We start from the raw sequence: 26397 nt of genomic DNA, 5'->3' as shown, positions 1-26397 counted from the left end.
AAAACACCTCTGATTCTTCACTATTGTAAGAACCAGAGGTGTGTTATTTTGATCTAAATGATGAATAGTAATTTTCATCTTTTTATAATGTTTAGTACCAATGATAGATATCATCTTTTCATTATGTTGTGACATCAATATCAGCTGTCAATTTCCTAGTATTGCCTGTGCGAATCCGATATCTTCAGGGGTAGTAACCTTGATATTATTATAAGAACCTTCTACCAGTTTGACTTTGACATCAGAAAAAGTCTCGACAACCATAGCATCGTCGGTAATATTGATTCCCTTAGCTTTAATCTCTTCTTTATCCTCTTCAAGCTTATCATAAAGCTTTCTGATAAGACTGTATTCAAAGGTCTGTGGTGTCTGGATCATCCAGAGGGTCTTTCTGTCCGGAGTCTGAGCAGAAAAGCCGTCTGTATCAGAAATTTTTATTGTATCTTTAACCGGCATCCCTACAACGCAGGCCCTGTTTTCTCTGGCTGCGTCAACAGATCTTTGCATTATGTCTTCTGTTACAAATGGTCTTGCACCGTCGTGGATCATTACGTAGTCGGTATCATCTGATACGGCATGAAGTCCAAGTCTTACTGAATCGTAGCGTTCAGCGCCGCCTTCTACTATATTTCTGACTTTACTAAAACCATACTTATCTACTATCTCAGCTTTGCAATAATCAATGTCGCCTGGAGATACTACAAGAATAACTTCATCTGTGAAGCTGTCTTCAAATGCCTTTAACGCATAATAGATAAGAGGCTTTTCGTTTATTTCCATGTACTGCTTCTTTACATTACTACGCATTCTGCTGCCACTTCCTGCTGCCAGAACGATCGCTGCTGTCTTCATTTTCTTCTCCAACTCTTTTACATAGACTGTCTTCCATGGAATCTGCGCTCTCGATCTCCCAATGGAAGGTTTGGAACTGCATTAAGTGTAAGGTCTGCTCTTACACCTTTCATATACTCATAGTATCCTGCTGCCCCTATCATAGCGGCATTATCTGTACATAGTACAGGTGATGGTCTATAGAACTTTATATTATTTTCCTTGCAGGCATTTTCAAGGCTTGTTCTAAGTGCTGTGTTAGAAGCAACGCCTCCTGCTATAGCAAGCTTGTCGTAGCCGTATTCTTTGCAGGCTCTTATGGCATGCTCTGTGAGAACGTCTACAACAGCCTTCTGGAAGGATGCTGCAAGATCGTTTTTATTAAAGTCATCGCCCTGCATTCTCTGAATATTGATGTAGTTAAGAACGGCAGATTTAAGGCCGCTGAAACTAAAGTCGTATTCAGCATCTGCAATCTTAGCTGCAGGGAAAGATATTGCGTCAGGGTCACCTTCTCTTGCTGCCTTATCGATCTTAGGGCCTCCGGGGTATCCAAGGCCTATTGCTCTAGCGACCTTGTCAAAGGCTTCGCCTGCTGCATCATCTCTTGTCTGGCCTATGATCTCATACTCGCCATAATCTTTAACGACTACAAGGTGAGAGTGACCACCTGATACTACAAGGCATACAAAAGGAGGCTCAAGGTCTTTATTCTCAATATAGTTAGCACTTATATGACCTTCAATATGATGAACTCCTACAAGCGGAATGCCTGTAGCAAAGCTAAGGGCTTTGGCTTCAGATACGCCTACAAGTAATGCTCCTACAAGACCCGGCCCATAAGTTACTGCAATTGCATCTATATCTTCAAGCTTAAGATCTGCCTGAGACAGCGCCTCTCGTACGCAGTAGTTAACCTTTTCTACATGCTTTCTTGATGCGATCTCCGGAACAACTCCGCCGTATACTGTGTGGAGCGCGATCTGAGAAGATATGATGTTGGACAGAACATCTCTTCCATCACGAACTACAGCAGCTGCGGTTTCATCACAGCTGCTTTCTATTGCAAGGATAATTACGTGTTTTTTGTCACTGCTATCCTCTGTCTCTTTATTATGCGAAGAAGTTTCTTCTCCGCTTTTTATTGACATCATTATGACGCCATCATCTTCTGTTTTCTTATCAATGATCATTGCATTACTTTCCTTCTTCTCCTTACGTGCCAGCCAGTTCATCTTTGATCAAATTCTAAATGAGCCAGCGCACGGGAGTTGATATTCATGTCTTATTTCTAGATTAAGAGCAAAATTCTTTGAAGAAGCCTTTATCATTCTTCAACTATCTCCCAGCCATGAATCTTCCATCTGCCCTGGGAATCTTTAGTTAATATAAACTGATATGTCAGTATCTGTCTTTCACTGGTTCCCCTCATAGAGAACATGCAGTTACCGGATGCACAGTAATCATCCAGTACGTACTTATATTTAAAATCATCTGCATCATCAACTACAAATGCAGCAACTACAACGCCTGCATCTTTTTTGGCCAGGACTTCTGATTTGAGCTGGGCATCAACATCTGTCTGGTTGGCGAGAAGCTCGTCATCATAAAGGTAGGCCCTTGCTGCGCTCATCTTAGCAAACTCAGCATCGCTGTAGCTCTCATTATAGAGCGCTGTTGTGATATACGCAAAGTATTCAACTACGTCTTCAGGATTTTCAGGATAATCATTATCAAGATTTCTCTGGCAGATGGCAGTAACCGGGTCTGTAGCCTCATCTTCAAGGGTTATCTCCCATCCCAGTATCTTCCAGTTCTTGCCAGACTCAGTATCTTTTCTCATAGTAAAAAGATAATTGTAGGTCTCAGCCTTACTGTCTTCTCGCATAACGAACCTGCAGTTGACCTTGGCATACTGATGCGAATCGCCGTCTATTGTGTATATATCACTGCTTGCATTAAAGTCATCTACAAAATAGTTGGATATAGTGATGTTCTTATCTTTCTTGTTCTTGGCTTCAGCCTTCATGGAAGCAAGGTAATGCTCCATTGATCCTTGGGCATCCTGAAGTTCAGAATCCATCAGCTGGTATCTCTTGGTACAGAGCTTCTCCAGCTCTTTATCACTATATTCCTCGTTATATATTGCCTTAGTGATCCTTGCAAAAAGAGTAACTACGCCGTCCACGGTTCCGGGATAGGAATTATCCAGATTCATGGTAGCAAGGGTTTGGACCTCGCTAAGCGTTCCGACTTTTTCTTCAGGCTTTGTGGTAAGCACGGACGTAAACCTTGTAAGTATAGCCCATGCAACAGCACACCCCAAAAGGAGCATTACTGTGCCCTGAAAAATACGGCTGTTTAAAATACCTTTACCCTTTTTTGCCATAATAGTGTTCCTTTCATGAATGCCAGGTTATCCATGTGCCAGAATCACGTATCCGATTAAATCACAAACTACGATGCAATTTACTCTTTATATTATGATGAAAGTGTCAAAAGTAACTTTTGTACTATTCTTCCGGGAAAGTAAGTGTTACCATTCTTCCATCTTTTGCAGCAATAGTATTTTTGAATATCTTCTTGGTGTCATGCAAATAATCTTTCGGACTATTTAAAGAAGGACTGTAGTGTGTAAGCCACATTTCTTTAACTTCAGCCTTCTTAGCCATATCTGCAGCTTCGTAGAAGGTCATGTGTTTCTTTTCTCTTGCCTTCTGAATCTTATCAGGCTCGCCGTACATACCTTCGCATATAAAAAGATCTGCATCCTCAGCATGTCTTACAATGCTATCTGTAGGTCTTGAATCAGTAACGTAGGTGAAGTGGATTCCAGTTCTAGCCTGTCCCATTACCATGTCAGGGGTAAAGGTCCTTCCGTCTTCATGAGTTATTGTTTCGCCGTTCTGGAGCCTGCTCCAATAATTTCTTGGAATCTCGAGGGCATTGGCATTTTCTACATTAAAGCGGCCTTTTCTTGAAAGTCTGAAATCATAGCCGTAGCACATAACGTTATGATTAACTTTGAATGCCGTAACTTCAAAATCAGGCATTCCATCAAGAGTAAGCTTCTCCTCAGCGCTTGAAAATTCGTGATATACAATAGGGAAAGGAAGCTCAGGTGCTATTACTCTTAGGGAGTTAACAACTCTTTCAAGTCCCTTTGGGCCAGCCATTATAAGGGGCTCTTTACGTTCTGCATTGCCCATTGTAAGGAGCATTCCGGGAAGTCCTGAAATATGGTCAGCGTGATAATGTGTGAAGCATATCATACTGATGGGGTTAGGACTCCAGCCGACTTTTCTAAGAGCCATCTGGGTTCCTTCGCCGCAGTCAACAAGTATGCTGTATCCGTTGTAACGTACCATAAGAGACGTTAGGTATCTGTATGGAAGAGGCATCATTCCGCCAGTTCCAAGGAGACATAAATCGATCATAACTAATTCCTTATTATTCTACTTTTCAGGTCTTTCTAATTCCATTGTTACTTTATAATCTTTCAGACCTTATATAAAGACATCAAAATTCTTTTCACTTTCATATAGCTGCAGGATTTGAACAAGATTTAAAATTCATTCAATCCTCGTCAGTCTTCTTCCTGAGCCAGTAAATCTCTGCATCATCCTTTGGATCATCATAAAATCCTGGGCGCTTGCCATCTGACTTAAATCCAAGCTTTTCATAAAGCCTTCTTGCTGCAGCGTTCTGAGAACGAACTTCCATAGTATAATTCTCTATGCCAATGCCGCGGCCTCTTTCAAGGAGCTGACGCATCATCTTATATCCTACGCCTTCTCCTCGCATATCTTTAGCAACAGAAACATTGGTGATCTCGCCGTCGCCCTGAATATTCTGAACACCGCAAAGGCCTATGACTTTACCTTGTTTTTCTGCTACAAGGTATATTGTGTCATCTCTTGTACTTGCAGTAAGGAGCTGGTCAAGTGTCCAGGCTTCACGACCAAGATTTTCTTTTTCAAGGGCTGCTGCCACGTCTATATCTTCAGCCTTCATAAGTCTTATAAATACGCGCTCTTTGACCTTTGGAATCTTCATTCCAAAAGTATTTTCACCAGCTGCTCCATTAGCACTATCAGAGCCATCAACTGCTCCTGCATTCGCGTCTTTTTGATTTTCCTTAGCGGTTCTTTCTGCCTGTGAAGGTCTTAAATATTCCGGGGCAAAAGAGTCTGCATCTACTGCTTTACCTTCGCGCATATACTGAGCTGCTACTGCGCAAAGAGCTGCTGCGTTCTGACGATCCTGTGATACTGACGCTACGCTAAACGGAACATGGAGCTTTTGTTCAAGGGCGTCAAGGTATACAGGCACGCCGTCTCCAAGTATCGTTACAGGCTTTCCCTGTGCATTAAGGTATTCTGCGATCTCGTCTATTGAAGCACACTTTTGATCCAGAATTGTCTTCATTGCATATTTGTAAAGGGATGTGTCTTCTCTTTTTTCAGGAACAAATGTATATACGCCTGTGTAGACCTGAGACCTTCTTGCGTCCATCATAGGACAGATGAGGCGCTCTACTCCGTATAAGTTGTAAGCCATGGCATCCATGGTAGGAACTGCGATAAGCGGGACACCCAGCGCAAGGCAAAGGCCTTTAGCTGTTGCTGTTCCTATGCGAAGTCCTGTAAAAGAACCAGGGCCTGCTGCTAAGGCTATGGCATCTATACTTTTAAGATCCAGATTCGTGAGCTCTTTGATCTTCTCGATCATGGGCATGAGGATCTGGGAATGTGTTGTTTTGTACTGGATCGAGAACGTTGCAACAAGGCGGTCATCTTCGCACACTGAAACTGTTGCAGTAAGTCCCGATGTATCTATAGCTAAAATCTTCAAGGTTCATATCCTTTCATCGTCAAAACTGAGTCATACTGATAAGCCTGTAATCAAGGCCCTTAGACAGGTCTTTTTCTATACGTATCTCCGTATAATGTTCAGGCAATATCTCTTCTACAAGGTTAGCCCATTCCACAAGGCTGATGCCGTTTCCATAGAAGCAGTCTTCGTATCCGATTTCATCCATTTCAGACACATCGCCTATGCGGTATACATCAAAGTGATAGAAGGGTATCCTTCCTTCTTCATATACCTGAAGTATAGTAAATGTCGGGCTGTTAACGGGTCCTTCTATTCCAAGCCCCTTGGCTACGCCCTGTGTAAAGACGGTCTTGCCAACACCAAGGTCGCCGATCAGTGTATATACCTGACCCGGCTGGGCATTTTCTCCTATTCTTTTTCCAAACTCAAATGTTTCCTGCGAGGAATTGGTTTCTATTTTTGTTGTATTCATATTTATCCTCATGTCGCGAGCAAAGCGAGTGACTAATGGCCTAAGTGGTGGAGCTCGCGACACCACTTTGTGAAGTTTGAAAATTTTATTTTCAAACTTATCCTGCTTTATAGTTTATGTTCTGTAAATATCTGGCTTTTTCAAGTCAAAGGTCATTCAAACTTTTTATACTAATATTGTAGTTTTCTTTAGCTTTTTAAGTCAAGTTGAGTTAATATGTATCTATGGGTAAAAGATTACACACTATCGATTCTATCAGGGGTTTAACTCTCATTAGCATGATACTCTATCATCTTTGCTGGGATCTTGTATATATTGCAGGAATCCGGCTTGATTTTTATACCTCTAATACTGGTTTTATCTGGCAGCAGAGTATCTGCTGGTCATTTATTCTGATCTCCGGCTTTTGCGTAGCCATATCCAATCACCCTATAACAAGAGGTCTTATTGTCTCTTTATGCGGGCTTGCAATTACAGTCGTAACAAGTATTTTTCTTCCGGAAGATATAATCATCTTCGGCGTTCTGACTTTTCATGGAAGTGCGATGATAATAACAGGACTGTTACTTCCTATATTAGAGAAGATACATCCTGGTATTCTTCTTTTCTTTTCAGCCTTTATGTTTGCAGTAACAAGATTTATCTCATACGGATACATTGGTTTCCCAGGTGCAAATGTTATCACCCTTCCGCAGTCTTTATATACAAACTATCTGACTACATATCTGGGATTTCCATTTCCGTTTTTTTATTCTACAGACTACTTTGCGATCCTGCCCTGGATATTCCTGTTCTGGTGCGGTTTTGCAATCTGCCGTCTTTTAAAAATGCCTAAAAAAGGAACGCTTCTTTTAAAGCGTCCCTTCTATATACGTATTCCCGGTATTTCTTTTATCGGAAAGCACTCTCTTGTCATCTACATGCTGCACCAGCCTGTGCTGTACGCACTTGTGATGCTGTTCGTTCTGGGAGCAGTCAATTAGTCTTCAAAAACAAAAGAATCAAATGAGATCTTAGTATCATCGCATACTCTTGCGAAGATGTTAACGCTGCGGTTCATAACGTGTGTGATCTTGTCATCATCAGCTGTTACGATAAGACCTTTACGATCCTCTGTAAACTGCGCTTCGCCAAAACCTGTGATCTTCTGCATTTCTTCCATAGCCTTAGCTGCCTGCTCTTCTGTAACCTGCTTTGATAAGTTATATTTTCTTTTCATATTGAAACCTCTTTTCTTTATAATGATCGGAATTAGAATATTTTTTCGCTATTGAATTATACTAGTTATAGTGAAATATCTCAAGTGAAAAAACTCTTATCTCTCTCCAATCCTCTTACTGTTATGCATATGTCTTTTTACATCGTACATTCGCTTGTCTGCAATAAGGTACACTTTCTGCGGGTCGTTCTTATCCCCTTCGTCAAGTTCTGATCTGTAAGCATAGCCTGCTGCAACGCTCTTTCTAAATCCATAATCAAGAACATCCTGAACTCGTAGTTTTTCTGTAAGATCATAGATATAGCTCTCAACCTCTTTAGGCGTAGAATTATCAAGGACAGCCACAAATTCATCACCACCTATTCTGGCAACAAATACATTTTCCGGGAAGGTTTCGACCATAGTCGTTGCAAAGTCTGCTATATAGGCATCTCCAAATGCGTGCCCCAGACGGTCGTTAACATCTTTTAGCCCGTTAAGATCCATAGAGATCACGCAGTAATCTGCATCTGATCTTTTTAGTTCATTCATTCGTTTGGTCCACATAGACCTGTTAGGAAGATTGGTAAGACCATCTGCATATGCAAGGTGAGTAAGCGACTCATTTTCCTGCTGTTGAGCATACATTTCCGTAACATACAAAAAATAGGTAAGAAGATACAGATAGACATACATCATGATGCCAAGCGGCAGGATATTATTGGTCAATGCATTTCTGTTAATGATGTTCCTTTTGTATAAAATATGGACTATCATTTGCAGCATCATAGATACTCCAAAAAGGAACAAGCCAAGCTCCTGTGTCATAGCAGCTTTGGGAAGGTTACGCTTTTTTACATCATCGATCATTACTATTATGTTAGCCACAAAAGCAATAACGCCTATAACATAATATGCAGGAAGCGTCCTGTTCATGTGAACTATATCCATAAAGTGGAATACTATAAACACCATAGTCACAACCGCAAGAGACACTGCGCCTATATTGTTTTTGCTATATGTATAATGTTTTCCTATGGAGGCAAAAATGAGGGTAACAAGAGGGACTATCAGAAATAGAGCCACCATCTCCACAGTTACAAGATGCGTTGCATCAACGCAGAGCTGTGCTATACCATAATAGCCTCCCATCCATATGCCAAGATCAAGGAAGAGTATCGATGTAAACAACTGGCTGAGAATATTTGGAACTGCATAGCAAAACATTAGTGTTATGAAAATAAAGCATATTCCAAATACTATAAGAAAACATGTGCAGGCAATAGGGAATAGTCTTTCTCTTATATAACTGCTTCGTACATCATGATAGGTTCCAAATACCGGAGGATCAAAGTTGTTATATGCTCCTTCTTCTGATATGAAAAATTTAATCCGAATCCTGTTATCATCAGGTTTAATGGGAACCGGGATAAAAAAACGTCCGCCGCCAACAAACTTATGCTCATTATAGCGGTCCATCCACATGGAAAAAACGCGTACGGTTCCGCATGAAACTTCTATTGCGCTATATCTTGTAGTTAAAAGGATCGTAGGCATAGAAACAGACTCATCATCAGGAAGCTCACAGGATAATGTGATCATATCCCTTTCATGTAATGAGCTTAAAACTTCTGAAACCTCATCAACACTGGCATCTTTAATATGGACATCAACAGTATCAATGTCCCACGGTCCATCAAGCGTAGTAAGTTCTCCTTCTGGTTTATATGGAAGGATATACCCTATCAAAGATAATATACCGATAAATGTGACTATACTAAGTGATATGAAAAAAATTCTTTTCCTCATAAGCATGCCCCCTCCTTATGATGAATTTTCTTCATCTCATACATATTTTTATCAGCTTCCATGTATATGTCTCTTGGATTTATATTTCCGCTATTACTGCTGCATGCATATCCATAAGAAAAAGACAGATCATATGCTCTGTTATCTTTGGCATTACGTTTTTCTATCTCTTTTACGAGTCTTTCCATGGCGCTCTTACATATTGATTCAGAGCCTTTCTTGTATATGGCTATAAACTCATCTCCTCCCATCCTTCCGAGGAGATCAGCATCATTAACTGAAGCTGCAAAAGCATCTGCAAATTCTTTTATCAGGGCATCGCCCATATTATGACCAAGGGTATCATTAACCGTCTTTAATTTATCAACGTCTATACTTATAACAGAAAAGCCTTCCCTATTTTTTTTCTTAATAGATGCAAGCTCAAGTTCACACCTGGCTCTGTTACTTAAACCTGTCAGCTCATCTGTATAAGCTATGCCTTCAAGCTGACGATTTTGCCTATCCATACTGATATGTTCGATAGAAATAAAGAAATAGTTTAAAAGTATAGCCAGAACAAAACACAGAGAACCTATTATGAAAAAGGTTATCTCTTTGTTCATTTCATAATTACCGCCCGTGTTTGTCTTTATAAGATATAGAGCCATATCTATAAAAATACACACAAGGTAGATAAGAACGCCAATAAGAAAGACAATAGAGGAGATCAGACTTTGACTGTTTACAGCGCCCAAAGTAATATCGTCATTCTTTTTGGACTTAAGCGTTCCATATATGCTTATTATTAGTCTTCCTATAAATAGTATTCCTTCTACGAAGCCTATCGCATGAATCACTGAAAGATAATTGCAGATATGATCTATATTCAGGCAATGCACAACTGTTGTATATATAACGAATAATGCATCAACTACAGCGCACAGATAAAATATCCAGTTCCTGAAATAGGAATTCGAAGTGATAAGGAATACGATTATGGAAAGCGGAATAAAATACAAAGATAAATACTCGATAAATGTATAGAACCTGTCTGCATCTGAAATAAAGTGATACAGATCATTAAAGTCAAGTATATATGTTCCCATGTCAAAAGAAATATTGGCAGCAAAAATAAGAGCTATACTTCCTTTGTGATAGACAAGCATATAAAGGGAAGTTATAAACATCGCAAAGCCGAATATGCACAGGAAAGTACCTATCAGAAGGGGTAATCTCTTATCTGCGATAATAGATCTGTATACGTCTTCTATATTGCCGAAATAAACCGGAGAAAGTCCTGAAAATGAATATACTTCATTAGGGATCAGTACGATCTTTAATTCTTTGCCTAGGCAGTCAGCAGTAACCGGGATCACATTATAGTGTTTAGGGCACATCCGGCCGCTTTCCATAATGTCCTTGGCAAATGTATATTTTAGTTCGCCCCCTATATATACTTCCACGCTGCAATAGTAGGTTCTAAAAACAATAGCTGCCGCTGGAATGCGGTCCCTGGGGATCGTATTTATCATAGTAACAGGCTTATAATTGCCCGCTTTTCCAATATTTATATCCCATAAAGAAACATCATGAAATTCCAGTCCTTCATTCTCATTAACTACGTCCCAACCTTCTGAAAGGTTATAATAACCGTATTGTACCTTTGCATCAAAAAAGGAGCTGTTAAATCCCATTAACAGCAGGATAATGAAGATCATAGTAATTGGTATAAGCCAAAGTCTTTTCAGACTGAATTCATAATTCTCCATTTATGCCCCTATAAATTTATATAGTCTCCATATATTTATCGACAAAGAAGAGTATAAAAATAACTATCAAATATATTACTTTTACAACGTGTGTGATATTATATACTTAACTGTATTCCGATCGAAAGGAGACGTATATGCATGTATTTCAACCTATAAGTGTTCATGATGTTATGCAAGGTCCCTTTAATTTCGCGACTGATAATATGATGCTCATCACTGCCGGAGCAGACGGAAAAGTTAATTCGACTACAGCTTCCTGGGGAGGTATTGGATTTTTATGGGATAAATATATAGTAAATCTGTATCTTCGTGAAGAAAGGTATACCAGAGAGCTTATAGAGGCTTCAGATTACTTTACCATCAGTTTTCTGGATCTTAAGGATTACAAGCGCGAACTAAAATTCATGGGTATGGTCTCCGGCAAAAATGAAGACAAGATCAAAGGCGCACGCCTTACGATAAACTACGATGAAGATACTCAGGCACCTTTTATAGATGAGGCTTCCAATGTTATCATCTGCCGTAAGGTACTAACCCAGAAGCTCGGCGCTGATTCCTTCAATGACAAGTCTCTTTTAGACGAACAATACAAAGACAAAAACGCCGGTTTTCATACGATGTTCATTGGCGAGATTGAAAAGATCATGATCAGATAAACGCTCGCCGGTAAGCAAATAACAAAAATATGAGGAGCTATCTCACTACTTAAGCGAGATAGCTCCTCTTTTGTATTAGGAAATATATAGGGAATGTTAGTAAGATTTCTGGGTTACAGGATGTAACTAAGACATGTTTAGAATTACATGGATGTAATTCTATGTCCTGTTACTTTATCGCTCCATCAACCATACCCTGAACGATCTGTTTCTGACCGATAAGGAATACGATGATCATAGGAATGATAGCAAGGAGAGCTGCTGTAAGGATCATACTCCAATCCTTAACATAGGATCCTACGAATGCCTGAACTGCTACAGGAAGTGTCTTAACTTCACCGTTAAGTCCCAGCATAAGTGAAGGAAGAAGGAAGTCGTTCCAAATCCACATGCCATTGAGGATAGTAACTGTCATGATTACTGGTTTAAGCATAGGGAAAATGATCCTAAAGAAAACCTGCTCAGGAAGACATCCATCAATATATGCTGCCTCTTCAAGCTCAAAAGGAATACCCTTAATAAAGCCGTTAAGAATAAATACTGTCATAGCTCCGCCAAATCCGCAGTATGCAAAAATGATACCTGGAATAGACTGAAGCATAGAAATATTAATAAACTTACCTACATCACGGAATGTAGAAATAAGCGGAAGCATAACAACCTGGAAAGGAATGATCATTGAAGCTATGAAAATAAAGTAGATAACATTAGCCCATGCCTTTTTGTTGTTACGGCAGATAACCCATGCAGCCATTCCACCAAACATAGCAAGAAGTACAAGTGATATTACTGTAATGATCGCAGATGTACCAAATGCATTCCAGAACTTGAAGTGATCATTATTAACAACACCATCAAGGTTTGAAATAAACTGCTCAAATGAAGCTCCCTTAAATCCGATAGGATCTTCTGAAATTGCTGTATTGTACTTAAATGAGTTTATTACAACAAGGAAGAAGGGAAATAAAATATATAATGCAATGCAAACAGCTATAACGAACTGTATAGCAAGTGTAGATTTCTTAGGCTCTCTATTCATTACATTTCTACCTCCTTCTTATTTGATATTCTTACCTGAATAATTGATACAGTGGCAAGTATTATGAAGAAAAGTACTGCCTTAGCCTGTCCAAGTGAATAGCTTCTGTCGTTGATAGCTGTTGTATAAATGTTAAGAGCTATCATCTCGGTTCCGTTTGAAAGGTACTTACCCATGAAATCAGGAATTGATCCTTTACCACCTGTTAATGCAAGGTTAACGTCAAACTGCTTGAATGCAGATGTAAGTGTAAGGAAAGTACAGATAGTAATTGTTGAAGCGATCATAGGAATCTTGATCTTAAAAAGTGTCTGAATAGCGTTTGCTCCATCAATAGCTGATGCTTCAAGTACATCTCTCGGTACTGTAGTAAGACCGGTAATGTAGATAAGCATGATATAACCAGCATACTGCCAGATATATACGATTATGATCGCCATAAATGCTGTGTTGGAGTTAGCAAGCCATGACCATGGCTGATTAAATATCTCTGTAACAACATTAGCAAAAATGAACTGCCAGATATAACCAAGTACGATACCGCCAATAAGGTTAGGAAGGAAATAAGATGCTCTGAAGAATCCAAGTCCCTTGATCTTAGTTGTACATAAAAGTGCAAGTAAGAATCCAACCAGATTTACAAGTATCATATTGAATACAACGAAAAGAAACGTTAACAGGATAGACCAGATAAAGGCTGGCTGATTGAACATTTTGGCATAATTCTCAAAGCCTACCATTTTAGTCATCTTAATACCATTCCAGTCAGTGAATGAGTAGTAGATACCCAGAATAAGCGGAATGATAACTGTTACTGCGAAAGTGAAAAGAAGTGGAAACAGGAACAATACATTGATTATTGTTCTGTGATGTTTAAGTGTCGGAAAGAAATAAAGTCCGGCGATGATAAGTAACACTCCTACAACGAGCAGTGTCCCCCTTGCATCATTCTTTACTTTCATAATATCCATGTAAAGAGATGCTACGAACATAACAATTCCTGCCAGCAGACATACATAAGATGTTATTCTTCTTACTGGTGAGAGTATATTCATACTTTCTTTAACCTCCTTGGTCCTTTTAAAAACATAAATTTTAGTTCTACGCTTTATTACCTAATAAAAATCTTCATGACCTCTACTTATCAAATAATATGTTTCAGTAACCTTTATTTTGTAATAAGGCCCAAAACTGTCTACGTAAAACATCCCTCGATTAAACCCAAATACCTAAATACAAGCCTCAATCCATATGCCAAAATGGGACGGCGGAATAGGCCGCCGCCCACTTGGCACAAGAAATATCTTGTGATAACCCTTTCACAAAGGATTTATTTGCTTATTCAGCATAGTAGTCAGCAATTACCTGACCGATTGTTGAAACGAATCCGCTCTCATCAAGAGATCCCTTAGCATAATCAGCGAATACCTGACATGTGCGGTTCTCAAGACCTGACTTCTTAAGGAATGTGTGCCATCCAGATGTCTTGCCAGCCTGCATGTAGCTGATTACAGAAGCTGCAAATGGATCTGAAGGCTCATACTTGCAGTTATCGAATGGGCTGATGAAACCAGCGTCATTTACAAGAATGTTCTGAGCTGAATCGCCTGCGCACCAGTTAAGGAATGCCTTAGCTGCTTCTACGTTACCTTCTGAGTAAACTGCCCAGTAAGATGAAGGACCAGCAATGATTGTATCCATGCCATCTTCAAATGCATAAGGAGCGAAACCTACCTTGAATCCTGAGTAGTTCTCGTTAGCTGTAAGAGAAGCACCAATCCATGATCCCTGTGTTACGAATGCATACTTACCAGCTGCAAAGTTGCCAACCTGGTTATCATATGTTCCGTCTACAAGAAGTGCAGGATCAGAATACTTATTGAACATTCCGATGAATTTTGCAAAGTTTGTCATACGAGCTTCATCGATCTTACCACCATCGTTAAGAAGGTCGATGTATGTTGTGTCATCAGCTGCAAGACCTGAATCAAGGTACTGAGCGAAAATGTGTGTACCTGTTGACCAGCCAAGGTTGTTAGGCTCTGCGCAATAACCGATTACAGCTGTAAGACCAAGTTCATCCTTCTTGCTGTCGATTGTTGCAAAAGCTTCTTCATAAGCTGCTGGGCTTGTAAGAGATGCAGGATCTACTCCAGCTGCCTCAAGAACATCAGCGTTGTAAGCGATAGCTGTTGCCTCAACCATGTAAGGGTAACCGATTGTTCCCATATTCGCATCTACATACTCATACTGAGTATTGTCGCACCATGCTTCTCCTGAAAGATCAGCAAGATAGCCTTCCCAGTCTGCAAACTGGTTAGTCTCTGATACGAAGATGTCAGGCATGTTACCAGCCTGGAAGTAACCCTTAAGAGCGTCAGATGCAGATGTATCGCCACCGATTGACTCGATCTTGATCTCGTTGCCTGTCTCTTCTTTGTACTTAGCTGCAAGTGCCTGGAGCTGTGTATCAACTTCAGGTTTTCCGTTTACAAGACGGATTGCGTCGTAAGAACCAGTAGCGTCAGATGAACCACCCTCTTCTTTGTTCTGCGCACTACCTCCATTGTTGTCAGATGAGCTGCAGGCTGTCATGGCAACTGCCATTGTGCCTACCAGCAGGGTTGCAAGTAACTTTTTCTTCATAAGAAATCCTCCTTTATATTTGGCATAATCACGAATGATAACGTTTCATCATGTCGTTTTTATGCAAGTTCATAAAATTATAGTAACATATCTACTAAAATATACAAGTTTTTAGAGAATTTTCGCTAAATTTTCGACGAAATCACTATTTCCCGATAATATTATCAGCACCCAAAACACAGATTATCGTCATTTTGTTATAATTTCGTATTCCATCTTGTCAAAATTCGCTTTGAGCTGTGCTGTATGTCCTTCGTTTGTCCAGCATATTTCAAGGGTTGAAGCGTTACACTTAAACTCAAACTTAGCATCAAAGCCAAATGCAGGAAATGTATTACGGAGTTTCAGCAGCTCAAGCTGTTTTGCAACAACAGGTTGCTCAAGTTTTTTCGCAATCTCATCAGGAGAAATATTTGTTCTGTTAATTTCTTTATGTCCACCTGCACCTGAACGTTTTACCGCATCATAATCATTCTTACCTGCGAAAAGATCAAGGTACCAAACCTGTGGCTTACCAGGCATGAACATCTGGATCGCTCTTGCCATCAGCATCTTCTTGTCATCTTCACCAAGTGCGCTGTAGTAAGTTGCGTTAACCTGGTAGTACATGTTCTTTTTGCCATGAAGATCTTTTACAAGGCCGCCTCTTCCGACAACAGTGTCGATAAGATTCTGGATCTCTTCATCTGAAAGGATTCCTTTAAGATCAAGAAGCGGAATACCATCATGACAACCAAGCATGTTTACTGTGCGGATCTTGTCTGTATAAAGTTCCTGCGCCCAATTCATAAGAGTTGTCGCATCTTTTTTCTCAATAGCATCTATCAAGAGTCCCGGAAGGAAGAAGTCATAGGTCATGTAACCCATGTCTGCAACCTGCTTGTAGGTCTTTTCTCCATAGCTTGCATGAATTTCAGGAAGAAGTGTTACTCCATATTTATCAGCAAGCTTTCTTACCTTAGCAAGAACATCCCATGTATCAGGCTCATTAAGGAAGTTCTTCTTGCCAGGCTCCTTGGGTGCATATGCAAATGCATCAAGACGAACGATCTTAGCGCCATACTCAGAAAGTGTTCTGAGTGTATTATCGTAATGCTCCCATACAAGATCTGACTTGATATTAAGATCCATCTGACCAAGATACTTACGATTTGACTCAAGAAGATCTATTGCTGCATCTTTATATTTTTCAAATCCTTCAAAGTTTATATCTGAAGGCATCTTTCCATTATCAAGTTCGCTATTGATGCGCTCTGCAAGCTTTTCTGCAGTAAGGTACTGCATGTTCATCTTTGAAAGAAGGTCAATAGCATCAAATCTTGGATATCTTACTTCCTGATAGAAAGTATTCCAGTATGGAACATCTCTGCCATCAGGCATTCTTACCATAAGAATTGGAAGTCCCGGTTTTCTGAAGAACATGTCTTTGATAAGTTCTTCTCTTGGCTGAACATAACCGTCCTTGGTCATATCGCCGCAGCCATCCCAGAATTTGTTCCAGTTAATGAAAAAGTCTGCATACTTTGACTTCTCACCATTTTTAATAAGGTCCTGGAACTGTGGTGAAAGAACTGAAGCATGATTAAGGATGAAATCAAGCTTAAGGTCTACACCAAGATTTTTTATTCTCTCAACATCTTCTTTTGAACCAAGCTGCTCATTGATGTTGTAATCAATAACAGAAAATCCTCTGTCAAGATCAGTATTGAAGATACTAGGAAGGATATAGAACGACTGGAATGCATCCTTAAGTTCAGGCTTTTCCAAAAATGAAACTATATCTCCAAGAGTTCCGCCTATGCTGTCAGGATAGGCATTAAGCATTGGTCCATTATCTGTATATTTTTTATTCATACCGCATACCTCTCTCAAAACTGGCCATCCATAAGCTGTGAATACTGCTCAAATGTTATAAGCTCAGCATCCTTGGAAATAATGATCTTAGCTTTATGTGCCTGTGAGTGGAGCTCCCTTTGCTCTATATTAAGAACAAGTGTTGTAAACGCGCTGTCAACTTTACCGTCTCTTGCACGGGATCTTCTGTGAGCAAGTGTCTCTGCAGGAGTGCTGTTAAGGAGAACAGGAATATCTACCCCTTTGATATAGTCGCTGTTTCCATGTGTCCACTCGATGATAAGAACTTTCTTGTCTGAGAAATCAACGTTCTCATACCAAAGAGCACTTTCATCTCTTCCCATGCGGCGAAGTGTAAGTGTATCTGCGCCATCTTTGAAAGCTTTGATAATGGTGCTTACTTCGTCATAGTCTGTTTCATTTGGTGTTCCAAGATATCCTGCAAGAGCCTTTTTACCTGCATCAAGATATGACTTGAACCATCCATATTCGCTTACATGTGCTTCATTTGCATCGTCTTCTTCCTGCTGCCATTTCTGCACGATCGCAAAATTCTCAGCATTCATGCATCCTTCATCAGCCATTCCCCTAATTCCGGCTTCTCTGAAGATGCGAAGACGCTCAGCATCGTTATATTTAGGAATTCTGTGTGGATAGTTATCACCTGAAAGTGTATAACTTCCGATTCCTGCTGCATTAAGATAGAAACTTAACAAAGATGCGATCTCGGATTTACCTACGCCTGAACCGCCGCATACTGCAATGACACATCTTCCATACTCATTAGAATCTGCCGCCTTAGCGATCATCTCTACAAGCTTTGGAAAAATGATCTCTGCCTTGGTAATATGACCATCTTCAATTTCAATCTTGTCGCCCGGCATATCACCATGAGGAATATTCTTATCTTCCGGAACCTTTACCTTGTTCCATGGAAGAATGGAAAGAACCTTTTTTCCATATCCGGATTCATTTGTTACTCTGTTATAAGTTTCGTTCATTTTCATGATTCCTTTCACCACACTGTCTTTGTATTTCTCTATATTCAGTGCTTAAACCCCATTACATGAAACGTTTCATTTCCTTCTCTAAAAAAATGTGCTCAGATTCAATTTCGGACTCAAATCCCCCTTGGCACATTTCCACAATATCAAAATGTATATGCAAAGTAAAGCAGTAAATATATACAAAAAATGTCTATTTTTTTGTAATTAATGTCAGATTGTGGAGTTTTTGCCCCAATGATATTATTTATAAGAAATGATAAAACGTTTCAAATATAGCATTTATGCGCTTCAGTACGGAGATTATATATGGCTACAATCAAAGATGTTGCCAAAGATGCAGGGGTTTCTTTAGGCACAGTTTCAAAGGTTATAAACGGTATTCACGTAAGTGATGAATATAGACTCAAGGTAGAAGCCTCTATCAAGAAGCTTCACTATCAGCTCAATCCAAACGCACATGGATTAAAAGCTCAGAATACCAATGATATTCTGGTTATCGTTCCAACTCTTCAGAATGCTCTTTTCCCACCAATGATAGATACTATAGAAAAAGAGCTGAACAAGCGCGGTAAGCGCATGCTCATCTGCATTTCAAGAAATGATTCCGAGAAGATCGATTCATATATTTCTATGGCTGCAACTTCCCGTGTTGACGGAATATTTGGTGTTACCTACTCCAAGATAGCTGATACTACAAGCCTTAATATTCCCATGGTAGCTTTCGACAGACATTTTGGTGGCAAGATTCCTTGTGTATCCTGCGACAATGAAGCAGGCGGATACCTTGCTGCTAAAACCTTATATGAAAAAGGCTGCAGGAATATCCTGTGTTTCTGGGCAGGAACTGATTATGAAAGTGAACCGACAAAGCGTATCGCAGGCTTCAACAGATTCTGCAGCGAAGTTAGTGTTGAGCATAATGTTCTGAGTTTCATGGATTACAATATGGCAGATACAGGATTCATGTATCCTTCCAAATCATACAGGAAGTTGATCCACAGCTACCTGTCTCCGTCAGATGGTGATAAGAAATTTTCATATGATGGAATATTTGCTTCTTCTGATCATATGGCACATCTTATTTCTGATGAGCTTCAGAAGATGGGACTTAGGGTTCCTGAAGATGTACAGGTTATCGGTTTTGATGGTATGCCTGACTTTATTACCGGCGAGCCTATAGTTTCATCTATAAGACAGCCTATTGATAAGATTGCTCAGACAGGTATTAAGATGCTCCTTAAGATGATAGACGGCGAGGAAGTATCCAGTGTTACAGACCTTCCGGTATGCTTTGTTGAGGGCGGCACTACCCGTTAATTTAGCCATCTTGAACCACAGGCTTTAATATGCTAAAATTACGACGAAATAAGGGTTTCAAGTTGGTCAAGGTATGACATTTATGAATTCAACCGATGAGAGCAGATCCGTCCTTGAGATACTGATTTATGATGATGATAAGACAGATATCAATCTTCATCATAAACTCATAACCAAATATCTCGATGAGCGCGAATTCGATTACAACATCACAGATGTATCCAGCCAGGATGATTATTCCGAGTATCTTAAAAGTAAAAAACCGGATATCATCCTTCTTGACATACTTATGCCCATTCAAAATGGTATAGATGCAGCAAGAATGCTTCGCAAAGTCTCACAGACCAGTCAGATAATCTTCATGACAGGAAGTGATTCTTTTGCTGCAGAGGCATTTGAAGTCGAAGCCCTTTCCTATCTTAAAAAGCCTGTAAAATACGAGAGTCTTGTCCACGTTATGGACAAAGCTGTTCAGCGTGTTAATTTTTCACGTTCTATTACTGTTAACAGCGAACGTATTCAGATCAAAATTTTCCTTAATGATATTATCTATATCGAGACGCAGGGTCGAAAGATCGTCATTCACACCATGAAGGGCGATGTCTCGACTTATATGGCCTTGTCTGCTATTCAGGAAAAGCTTCCGTCTTCTGAATTTGTACAGGTATCCAGATTTGAGATAGTTGCCCTTTACAGGGTTAATTATATAAATGGTAATGTTATAACGATGCGTGGAGGATCTGAACTTAGAATGAGTCCAAAGCTCAAGGAAAAGGTTCTTAATGCATTTGATCTATACAGAGCCAATCATTTCAACTAATCTATCCTAGTATACTGTCTCACAAGATATTTGCACAAAGATAATCGAGGCATCACACTAGAACAATATTCCTGATTTTTAACGTCCGTAACACGGACGTTTTTTCTAAAGAATATCAGCGAATACACATTTAGAAGGGAGTACTGCCATGTCATGGGAAAATAATGTCCGTAAGGTCGTTCCTTATACGCCGGGCGAACAGCCAAAAACAGATAACATCATTAAGCTCAATACTAACGAGTGTCCTTATCCTCCTGCTCCTGAGGTTGAAAAACTTCTTGGTAGCATGAAATATGAGGATTTTCGTCTTTATCCCGATCCGGGAGCTTCGAAGCTTATAGATGCTCTTAGCGACTATTACAAGGTTCCGTCCGATCAGATCTTTGTCGGAGTTGGATCTGACGATGTTCTTTCTATGGCTTTTCTGACATTTTTTAATTCAAATAAGCCAATTCTTTTCCCTGACATAACTTATTCTTTTTATGATGTGTGGGCAGATCTTTACCACATTCCATATGAAAGATGCCCTCTTGATGAGAACTTCCGTATAGTCAAAGAGGATTACTTTAAGGATAACGGCGGTGTCATTTTCCCAAATCCTAATGCACCGACAGGCGTTCTTGAAGATGTAAATATGATCGAGGAGATCATTGCTCATAATAAAGATGTTGTTGTCATCATTGATGAAGCTTATATAGATTTTGGCGGCAAGAGCGTTCTTCCATTAATAGATAAATATGATAACCTTTTAGTTGTTCAGACATTCTCCAAATCCAGAGCTATGGCGGGAATGAGAATAGGATTTGCATTTGGATCCAAAAAGCTGATAAAATACCTGAATGATGCCAAGTTTTCTTTTAACTCATATACAATGAATAGACCTTCACTTGAGCTTGGCGCAGCATCCGTAAGAGATGATGAATACTTTAAAAAGACTTGCCATATGATCATGGAGACAAGAAGACGCGTTAAGTGCGAGCTTAAGTCTTTGGGATTTTCTTTCCCTGATTCTCAGGCAAATTTTATATTCGCAAAGCATGAAAATGTTTCAGGTCAGTCACTTTTCTGTGCTTTGAAAGCTGCCGGAATTTATGTACGTCACTGGAACGCGCCGAGGATCGAGGATTACCTGAGAATTTCTATCGGTACAGATGAGCAGATGGATAAGCTTATAGCCTTTTTAAAGGATTATCTTAAATAAAACACGCATGCCACAAAGGGGGTATGACTAAAAATGATTAGGAGATTTAGATTCCAATGGGTCACGCAATTGTAGAAATGTTTCAGAACGCTCCGACGTGGGCAATTTACCTTGTAATTTTCGTTGTTTCAATGCTTCCTCTTATCGAGCTTAGAGGAGCCATTCCGATAGCTTACCTTTTCAGAGAAGTTGGAATTGCCCTTAATATGCCACTTGTATATGTGATCATCATTCTCGGCAACATGCTTCCTGTGCCATTTATCTTCTTCTTTGCAAGAAAAGTTCTTGAATGGGGAGCAGGTAAAAAAGTGATCGGAAAGTTCTTCACTTTCTGTCTTCAAAAGGGTCATAAGGGAGGCGAAAAGCTTAAAGAAAAAGCAGGTAATGGTCTACTTGTAGCACTTCTTCTTTTCGTAGGAATCCCTGTTCCTGGAACAGGTGCATGGACAGGCACACTTGCAGCAAGTATTCTTGATATGGACTTTAAGTCAAGCGTTATAGCTGTAATACTTGGAGTTCTTCTTGCAGGAATCATCATGAGTCTTGTTAGTCTGTTTGGTTTTGCTTTAATCTGATCTTAAAATAATAGCTCTGGCTTAAGTAATTTATAACTTGGCCAGAGCTGTTTTATTGTCTTTTAGTATTTATACTGCATTTGTTTATCTTATGACATATGCCTTTATTGCTATAAAATCTATAGCGATTTTCACAGATTGCATTCATTGGCTTTTATGGCATACTCATCTGATAGTTCCTGATTACCAAGAAGTTTATAACACTTGGATAAAGAAAGAAGTGGCCTTGTGCCTCCTGTATTGATATCAAGCATAGGCGCCTGTTCAAATGCGGCATTATAAAACCAAAGGCTTGCCTCTGAAAGATCGCCTGAATCAAGATAATAATCACCAAGTTCGCAGCACATCTCACTGGCGCAGCCGGAAGATACGTCTTTAAGGGCATACTTCATAAACTTTGGTATATCGCCTGATAGTCGTGCACTCTTTGCAAGGATTATGCTGGCTTTTCTTATATCGTCTACGCTGGCGGTATCGCTTTCTGTAACCATTATCATAAACTCTTCTGCTGCCTTCAGATCATCTGCGCTTCCTGCCATATAAAGCTCTCTTGCATAAAAATCCAATAGCTTTGAAGAAATCGTATAGCCTTTATCAATAGCCTTTCTGAATATGGAAAGGTCTCGGGATGCATGATTTTCCGACTGCTTATGCTGAATTTCTATGTCTGAATCAAATATTACAGGCTCAGTTCTTATCTGCTCATGTATTGGGTTTTCCCAGACAAATGTTCTTAAACGCCTGAACAATTTGGGACGCAGCTCCTTATCAAAATTGTAAACGCTTTTTCCCTTGCCGCTTGTCTGGCCGCAATAATACATCTGGACTATGTCTATAGGCAGATCGTCCTCTGCACTATCAGATGATGCGTCCGTTTTAGATAAACTCTTTACATAAATATCATTTAAAGCCTGCTTCAGATTTGCAAATTCTCTTATATTGTTTTCATCGATCACTTCATCAGCATCTGCGCTGTAAATGTAATCACAGGTTGCTTTGGAAAAGGCATAGTTTCTTGCAGCCGCAAAGTCATCTATCCATTCAAAGTCATAGATCTTAGCGTCAAATTTTCCGGCAATCTCTTTAGTTTTATCAGTTGATCCTGTATCAACTATGATAATCTCATCCATAAGATTTTTAAGACAGCTAAGGCATCTCCCCAAATTCTCTTCCTCATTTTTTACTATCATACATAAGCTAAATGTGATCATATCAATTCTCCATAGTTCAAAAAAGCTTTATTTGTTTTCTGGAATAAGGTTATAATTGATTTTCCTGTAATAAAATAACGTTGTATAATAAGAAAGATTGTTTTTACCAATGATATTTCATAGGTTAAAAAGGCTTTGCCATATAGCAAGGTGGCACTTTGCATATTTTCATGGAGGAAGGTTTTAATAAATAATGATATACCTTTTATATAAAAAATATATTCATGCTCTCACTCAAAAAACTTCAATTCTATTATCGGCATTACTTCTATTATCTATAACCCTTACGGGTTGTAAGACTGATCCAAATGCATCTCCTGATACAGATAATAGTTCTACAGGCGTATCATCTTCTATAGCTGATAGTAGGGAAGATGCATCTTTTTCAGATGATACTAATGTTTTAAACAATGGAAATCCTATAGACGGGCCGGTGCTTTCAGAAGGTTTTTTTGACGGATCTGACTATGTGAGGGAATCTGAACTTACAGGCTATACCACTGCATCTGAAATTGCTAACACTTATCCATCCTTGTCTGTACCTACTGATATCACCTTCATCGATGGCAGATATTTTATTGTTGACTGCTATCATTCACAGATAATTTATAATGACAATCTTACTGATCCTCTCACAGGCTGGACAGTTCTTACCGATAATGCTTCAAGCGGATATGATCTTGGACATACAATAGTATCTGATGGAACTGTAATGCTGGCAGACGATACAGAGAACAACCGTGTTCTAGTATTTGAGCGGGCTGGTGATGGATATACTCTTACTCAGATTTTTAATGAAATTGGTAATAAACCTCACTATATTGTCTATAATGAAGCCACTTCTGCCTTCTATTGCTGGAGTTCATATTCAGGTGAGATGTATATCTTCAGGCATAAAAAAGATGATACTCGTATGTATCTTACGAATGTCATAACTATAGAAAGACTTGCAGATACTTATGTACGCTCTTTTACCATAGATAATGAAGACCTGTACTTCGTATCAGGACTTCCTGCGGATGGATCAAGTGTCTTTGAACCACAGATCCTCAAATATGATCTGAAGACTTTCAAAAGAGCAGCTAGTTTCAGTGTTCCTGATAAAATAGCCGGAATGGTCCAGCTTGAACACATCGGTGATCTGTTCTATATAACTGTATCTACTGATCTGTATGGTAGTCAGGATGCAGCTACTATGATATGCGCTTCTTCAATTGAAGATATTTCTAGCGGTAACTATGAAACTGTCTATGATACTTTTTTCGAAGGAGGCGGAACGCCTTATTATATGGGAGTTATAGATGGAACCTGGTATCTTACAGAGCACAGGCTCCCGGCTCATGCAATATGGAGTTTTGACATAGATGAAAAGGGAGCTATAATAGCATCTACTGCGATCTATTAAAGCTCCACATAGTTTATTTATCAGGTATTATTGCCGTGTAATAATAGCAAAATGAACTATCATTCCTCTATTATTGTTTTAAGGCGGCTTGTATAGTCTTTATACATTGACATTAGTTCTTCATTATGGGCTTTGATATATTCAAAGTCCTTAATTTTTGCAGCATCATCAAGCTCTTTAGCTTTATCTCCAAGTTCGTTAAGTCCAAGTGTATAGCACAGGTTTTTGAGGGCATGTGCGTTTATATGATATGAATCTATATCATTTTGGGTAAAAGCTTCCTGAACAGCACTTCCTCTGTCATCTTCAAGGAAATCCTGCACTGTTTCAACATAGATCTCTTCGTCTGATGCACAGTATTCAAGACCTGTTTCAACGTCTGTTCCTTCTATTTTTTTGATTTCTGAGATCACTTTACTGATATCCATACATACCTCTGCTGTCTGTTTTTAATTGATTGTCTCCATGGCACTTCCTTAAATGCAGCTTTTCTGTGTTTTCTATGAACTCAATTATATATCTTTCACCCCCTTTTTTCATTACCGTTAAGCACTTTTTCAAGCAAGGTTTGTAGAAATTACAAATTTGCTATCTTATTATAAATGTAGTAGGGGTTTTATTATATTTTCGACCCGTATGTCATCTGCCATGCAGATGACATACGATAGGAGAATGCTCATGACAAGGAAGAACAGATCTCCTGATCAGGAGATGCAAAACCAGGACCTGGCTATGTATTCTTACATCGATCCATTAACGGGTTTAAATAACCGTGCAAGTGGGGAACAGCAGATCATAAATGTTCTAGAGGGTGATGATCCGGCTGGTGCTCTTTTAATGATCGATATTGATCATTTCAAAAGCGTTAATGATACCTATGGTCATGCCATGGGTGATCGAATTCTCAAGCGTTTCGCTGAGATTTTAAAGAGTTTTATCAGAAATGAAGATATTCTGATGAGGCTCGGAGGAGATGAATTTATTATATTTTACCGTAATTTTACGGAACCCGATCAGCTCGCAGAAAGATGTCGCCGCATAATCGAAAAGGTCGAGTATCTTATCGGTGACATGGTTGATGAGAGGATCGGTCAGACTATTTCAGCTTCTATAGGAATTGCTATTTCGGGTATAAATGGCAATGACCTTAAGACCCTGAAAGACCATGCAGACAAAGCTCTTTATTATGTAAAGCAGCATTCAAAACATGGTTTCCTCTTATATGAGGATGGTGTAGACAGTGTTCATGAGGTTTCAAAGCATCGTGGTTCTGTGGACATTTCTGTTCTTAAGACCATGATAAATGAAAATGGACTTGATAGAGGTGCTTATCTTGTAGATTATGATTCCTTCAAGAATCTCTACAGATTCCTTTCAAGAAATCTTAAGCGAATAGACACCAGCTATCAGTTAGTTCTTTTCACTCTGACTTTGAAAAAACCTGCAACAAGTCTTAGCATCATCAATTTAGAGAGACAGCTTGGCCGTCTTATCGGCAAGACTCTTCGTGTTGGTGATGTAGCTGCCCAATATGGCAGAAATCAGTATGTGGTACTTCTTTCAGGTACTAATACAGATAATGGTAAGATTGCTGCGAACAGAGTAACAAACAACTGGCTTGAAGAGTTTGAGAGCAGTTGTAATATCTCCTATGAGATCGAAGATCTGTGTGACGACAAGTCGGAAATAGCGTTATAACAAAAGGAAAGCGATAATCGCTTTCCTTTTTTATTGGAATTATTTTGTTTAAGCTCTTTATAAGTTTT

The 26397-nt window shown here is 39.3% G+C and carries 24 protein-coding genes; 8 read left to right on the top strand and 16 right to left on the bottom strand.

The genetic code is table 11. The annotated features are described in order from the left end of the window. Window positions 1–147 precede the first annotated feature (147 nt). The 6 genes from ispD to tsaE all read right to left on the bottom strand — a co-directional run bounded on the left by ispD (window position 148) and on the right by tsaE (window position 6139). Complete coding sequence (gene ispD, locus WAA20_RS02960; RefSeq protein WP_073387222.1) at window positions 148–864, bottom strand: 2-C-methyl-D-erythritol 4-phosphate cytidylyltransferase; 717 nt, start codon at window positions 862–864, stop codon at window positions 148–150. A 5-nt stretch (window positions 865–869) separates the two neighbouring features. After that, window positions 870–1982, bottom strand: coding sequence for a tRNA (adenosine(37)-N6)-threonylcarbamoyltransferase complex transferase subunit TsaD (tsaD, locus tag WAA20_RS02955; RefSeq protein WP_073387269.1), 1113 nt, complete (start codon window positions 1980–1982; stop codon window positions 870–872). A 176-nt stretch (window positions 1983–2158) separates the two neighbouring features. Beyond that, on the bottom strand, window positions 2159–3220 hold the full coding sequence (locus WAA20_RS02950) for a DUF6715 family protein (protein WP_073387223.1): 1062 nt from the start codon (window positions 3218–3220) through the stop codon (window positions 2159–2161). Window positions 3221–3344: 124 nt separating this feature from the next. Further along, a complete protein-coding gene (locus WAA20_RS02945) occupies window positions 3345–4268 on the bottom strand; it encodes a ribonuclease Z (protein WP_073387225.1) in 924 nt (307 codons plus the stop codon). 139 nt (window positions 4269–4407) lie between these two features. Then, window positions 4408–5685, bottom strand: a complete 1278-nt coding sequence (tsaB, locus tag WAA20_RS02940; RefSeq protein WP_073387227.1) for a tRNA (adenosine(37)-N6)-threonylcarbamoyltransferase complex dimerization subunit type 1 TsaB — start codon at window positions 5683–5685, stop codon at window positions 4408–4410. Between the two features lie 19 nt (window positions 5686–5704). Next, window positions 5705–6139 (bottom strand): tRNA (adenosine(37)-N6)-threonylcarbamoyltransferase complex ATPase subunit type 1 TsaE, encoded by a 435-nt coding sequence (tsaE, locus tag WAA20_RS02935; protein ID WP_073387228.1) that lies wholly within the window; start codon window positions 6137–6139, stop codon window positions 5705–5707. Window positions 6140–6363: 224 nt separating this feature from the next. Between tsaE and WAA20_RS02930 the strand changes: the two genes are divergently transcribed. Next, window positions 6364–7122, top strand: a complete 759-nt coding sequence (locus WAA20_RS02930; protein WP_073387230.1) for a heparan-alpha-glucosaminide N-acetyltransferase domain-containing protein — start codon at window positions 6364–6366, stop codon at window positions 7120–7122. Here the strand turns inward: WAA20_RS02930 and WAA20_RS02925 are convergent. From WAA20_RS02925 to WAA20_RS02915, 3 genes are all read right to left on the bottom strand, one after another. Beyond that, window positions 7119–7358: a hypothetical protein gene (locus tag WAA20_RS02925; protein WP_073387231.1), complete on the bottom strand. Its 240-nt coding sequence runs from the start codon at window positions 7356–7358 to the stop codon at window positions 7119–7121. The genes WAA20_RS02930 and WAA20_RS02925 overlap by 4 nt on opposite strands. Before the next feature lie 96 nt (window positions 7359–7454). After that, window positions 7455–9146, bottom strand: a complete 1692-nt coding sequence (locus tag WAA20_RS02920; protein ID WP_167562701.1) for a GGDEF domain-containing protein — start codon at window positions 9144–9146, stop codon at window positions 7455–7457. Beyond that, window positions 9143–10897, bottom strand: coding sequence for a GGDEF domain-containing protein (locus WAA20_RS02915; RefSeq protein ID WP_073387234.1), 1755 nt, complete (start codon window positions 10895–10897; stop codon window positions 9143–9145). The genes WAA20_RS02920 and WAA20_RS02915 overlap by 4 nt, the downstream gene beginning before the upstream one ends. A gap of 137 nt (window positions 10898–11034) precedes the next feature. On the opposite strand from WAA20_RS02915, the gene WAA20_RS02910 reads away from it, so the two are divergent. Beyond that, window positions 11035–11556, top strand: a complete 522-nt coding sequence (locus tag WAA20_RS02910; RefSeq protein WP_081373782.1) for a flavin reductase — start codon at window positions 11035–11037, stop codon at window positions 11554–11556. A gap of 169 nt (window positions 11557–11725) precedes the next feature. Here the strand turns inward: WAA20_RS02910 and WAA20_RS02905 are convergent, their stop codons facing one another. The 5 genes from WAA20_RS02905 to WAA20_RS02885 all read right to left on the bottom strand — a co-directional run bounded on the left by WAA20_RS02905 (window position 11726) and on the right by WAA20_RS02885 (window position 18102). Next, complete coding sequence (locus WAA20_RS02905; RefSeq protein WP_073387236.1) at window positions 11726–12595, bottom strand: carbohydrate ABC transporter permease; 870 nt, start codon at window positions 12593–12595, stop codon at window positions 11726–11728. Next, window positions 12595–13650, bottom strand: coding sequence for a carbohydrate ABC transporter permease (locus tag WAA20_RS02900; RefSeq protein ID WP_073387237.1), 1056 nt, complete (start codon window positions 13648–13650; stop codon window positions 12595–12597). The genes WAA20_RS02905 and WAA20_RS02900 overlap by 1 nt, the downstream gene beginning before the upstream one ends. Before the next feature lie 283 nt (window positions 13651–13933). Then, the gene (locus WAA20_RS02895; protein WP_073387238.1) at window positions 13934–15241 is read right to left on the bottom strand and encodes an extracellular solute-binding protein; all 1308 of its coding nucleotides are present in this window, start codon (window positions 15239–15241) and stop codon (window positions 13934–13936) included. A gap of 189 nt (window positions 15242–15430) precedes the next feature. Next, the gene (locus WAA20_RS02890; RefSeq protein ID WP_073387240.1) at window positions 15431–17095 is read right to left on the bottom strand and encodes an alpha-amylase family glycosyl hydrolase; all 1665 of its coding nucleotides are present in this window, start codon (window positions 17093–17095) and stop codon (window positions 15431–15433) included. 14 nt (window positions 17096–17109) lie between these two features. Continuing rightward, the gene (locus WAA20_RS02885; protein ID WP_330393622.1) at window positions 17110–18102 is read right to left on the bottom strand and encodes a hypothetical protein; all 993 of its coding nucleotides are present in this window, start codon (window positions 18100–18102) and stop codon (window positions 17110–17112) included. A 306-nt stretch (window positions 18103–18408) separates the two neighbouring features. Here WAA20_RS02885 and WAA20_RS02880 point away from each other — a divergent pair, with 306 nt between their 5' ends. The 4 genes from WAA20_RS02880 to WAA20_RS02865 all read left to right on the top strand — a co-directional run bounded on the left by WAA20_RS02880 (window position 18409) and on the right by WAA20_RS02865 (window position 22015). After that, entirely contained in the window at window positions 18409–19419 is a 1011-nt protein-coding gene (locus WAA20_RS02880) for a LacI family DNA-binding transcriptional regulator (protein ID WP_073387241.1), read from the top strand. Between the two features lie 73 nt (window positions 19420–19492). Further along, entirely contained in the window at window positions 19493–20239 is a 747-nt protein-coding gene (locus WAA20_RS02875; protein ID WP_081373783.1) for a LytTR family DNA-binding domain-containing protein, read from the top strand. 148 nt (window positions 20240–20387) lie between these two features. Further along, a complete protein-coding gene (gene hisC / locus WAA20_RS02870; protein WP_073387244.1) occupies window positions 20388–21440 on the top strand; it encodes a histidinol-phosphate transaminase in 1053 nt (350 codons plus the stop codon). Between the two features lie 56 nt (window positions 21441–21496). Next, window positions 21497–22015, top strand: a complete 519-nt coding sequence (locus WAA20_RS02865) for a small multi-drug export protein (RefSeq protein ID WP_242951167.1) — start codon at window positions 21497–21499, stop codon at window positions 22013–22015. Between the two features lie 131 nt (window positions 22016–22146). Here the strand turns inward: WAA20_RS02865 and WAA20_RS02860 are convergent, their stop codons facing one another. Beyond that, complete coding sequence (locus tag WAA20_RS02860) at window positions 22147–23226, bottom strand: glycosyltransferase family 2 protein (protein WP_073387245.1); 1080 nt, start codon at window positions 23224–23226, stop codon at window positions 22147–22149. Between the two features lie 193 nt (window positions 23227–23419). On the opposite strand from WAA20_RS02860, the gene WAA20_RS02855 reads away from it, so the two are divergent. Then, window positions 23420–24631: a hypothetical protein gene (locus WAA20_RS02855; RefSeq protein ID WP_073387247.1), complete on the top strand. Its 1212-nt coding sequence runs from the start codon at window positions 23420–23422 to the stop codon at window positions 24629–24631. 59 nt (window positions 24632–24690) lie between these two features. Here WAA20_RS02855 and WAA20_RS02850 read toward each other — a convergent pair whose 3' ends face one another. Beyond that, window positions 24691–25059 carry an Hpt domain-containing protein gene (locus WAA20_RS02850; protein ID WP_073387248.1) on the bottom strand — a complete coding sequence of 123 codons (369 nt, stop codon included), beginning with the start codon at window positions 25057–25059 and terminating at the stop codon, window positions 24691–24693. Between the two features lie 250 nt (window positions 25060–25309). On the opposite strand from WAA20_RS02850, the gene WAA20_RS02845 reads away from it, so the two are divergent. Beyond that, window positions 25310–26329, top strand: coding sequence for a diguanylate cyclase (locus tag WAA20_RS02845; RefSeq protein WP_073387250.1), 1020 nt, complete (start codon window positions 25310–25312; stop codon window positions 26327–26329). Window positions 26330–26397 lie beyond the last annotated feature (68 nt).

It is taken from the genome of Butyrivibrio fibrisolvens, assembly GCF_037113525.1.
In the GTDB taxonomy this organism is placed as follows: domain Bacteria; phylum Bacillota; class Clostridia; order Lachnospirales; family Lachnospiraceae; genus Butyrivibrio; species Butyrivibrio fibrisolvens.
Note: the sequence above shows the minus strand (reverse complement) of the source record. Positions and strands in the feature narration are given on the sequence as shown.

Excerpts from the sequence above, each read along its gene's own strand:
- tsaD (WP_073387269.1), bottom strand. The coding sequence starts at position 1,982 with ATGTCAATAAAAAGCGGAGAAGAAACTTCTTCGCATAATAAAGAGACA.
- WAA20_RS02950 (WP_073387223.1), bottom strand. The coding sequence starts at position 3,220 with ATGGCAAAAAAGGGTAAAGGTATTTTAAACAGCCGTATTTTTCAGGGC.
- WAA20_RS02945 (WP_073387225.1), bottom strand. The coding sequence starts at position 4,268 with ATGATCGATTTATGTCTCCTTGGAACTGGCGGAATGATGCCTCTTCCA.
- tsaE (WP_073387228.1), bottom strand. The coding sequence starts at position 6,139 with ATGAATACAACAAAAATAGAAACCAATTCCTCGCAGGAAACATTTGAG.
- WAA20_RS02930 (WP_073387230.1), top strand. The coding sequence starts at position 6,364 with ATGGGTAAAAGATTACACACTATCGATTCTATCAGGGGTTTAACTCTC.
- WAA20_RS02925 (WP_073387231.1), bottom strand. The coding sequence starts at position 7,358 with ATGAAAAGAAAATATAACTTATCAAAGCAGGTTACAGAAGAGCAGGCA.
- WAA20_RS02920 (WP_167562701.1), bottom strand. The coding sequence starts at position 9,146 with ATGAGGAAAAGAATTTTTTTCATATCACTTAGTATAGTCACATTTATC.
- WAA20_RS02915 (WP_073387234.1), bottom strand. The coding sequence starts at position 10,897 with ATGGAGAATTATGAATTCAGTCTGAAAAGACTTTGGCTTATACCAATT.
- WAA20_RS02910 (WP_081373782.1), top strand. The coding sequence starts at position 11,035 with ATGCATGTATTTCAACCTATAAGTGTTCATGATGTTATGCAAGGTCCC.
- WAA20_RS02905 (WP_073387236.1), bottom strand. The coding sequence starts at position 12,595 with ATGAATAGAGAGCCTAAGAAATCTACACTTGCTATACAGTTCGTTATA.
- WAA20_RS02900 (WP_073387237.1), bottom strand. The coding sequence starts at position 13,650 with ATGAATATACTCTCACCAGTAAGAAGAATAACATCTTATGTATGTCTG.
- WAA20_RS02895 (WP_073387238.1), bottom strand. The coding sequence starts at position 15,241 with ATGAAGAAAAAGTTACTTGCAACCCTGCTGGTAGGCACAATGGCAGTT.
- WAA20_RS02890 (WP_073387240.1), bottom strand. The coding sequence starts at position 17,095 with ATGAATAAAAAATATACAGATAATGGACCAATGCTTAATGCCTATCCT.
- WAA20_RS02885 (WP_330393622.1), bottom strand. The coding sequence starts at position 18,102 with ATGAAAATGAACGAAACTTATAACAGAGTAACAAATGAATCCGGATAT.
- WAA20_RS02880 (WP_073387241.1), top strand. The coding sequence starts at position 18,409 with ATGGCTACAATCAAAGATGTTGCCAAAGATGCAGGGGTTTCTTTAGGC.
- WAA20_RS02875 (WP_081373783.1), top strand. The coding sequence starts at position 19,493 with ATGACATTTATGAATTCAACCGATGAGAGCAGATCCGTCCTTGAGATA.
- hisC (WP_073387244.1), top strand. The coding sequence starts at position 20,388 with ATGTCATGGGAAAATAATGTCCGTAAGGTCGTTCCTTATACGCCGGGC.
- WAA20_RS02865 (WP_242951167.1), top strand. The coding sequence starts at position 21,497 with ATGGGTCACGCAATTGTAGAAATGTTTCAGAACGCTCCGACGTGGGCA.
- WAA20_RS02860 (WP_073387245.1), bottom strand. The coding sequence starts at position 23,226 with ATGATCACATTTAGCTTATGTATGATAGTAAAAAATGAGGAAGAGAAT.
- WAA20_RS02855 (WP_073387247.1), top strand. The coding sequence starts at position 23,420 with ATGATATACCTTTTATATAAAAAATATATTCATGCTCTCACTCAAAAA.
- WAA20_RS02850 (WP_073387248.1), bottom strand. The coding sequence starts at position 25,059 with ATGGATATCAGTAAAGTGATCTCAGAAATCAAAAAAATAGAAGGAACA.
- WAA20_RS02845 (WP_073387250.1), top strand. The coding sequence starts at position 25,310 with ATGACAAGGAAGAACAGATCTCCTGATCAGGAGATGCAAAACCAGGAC.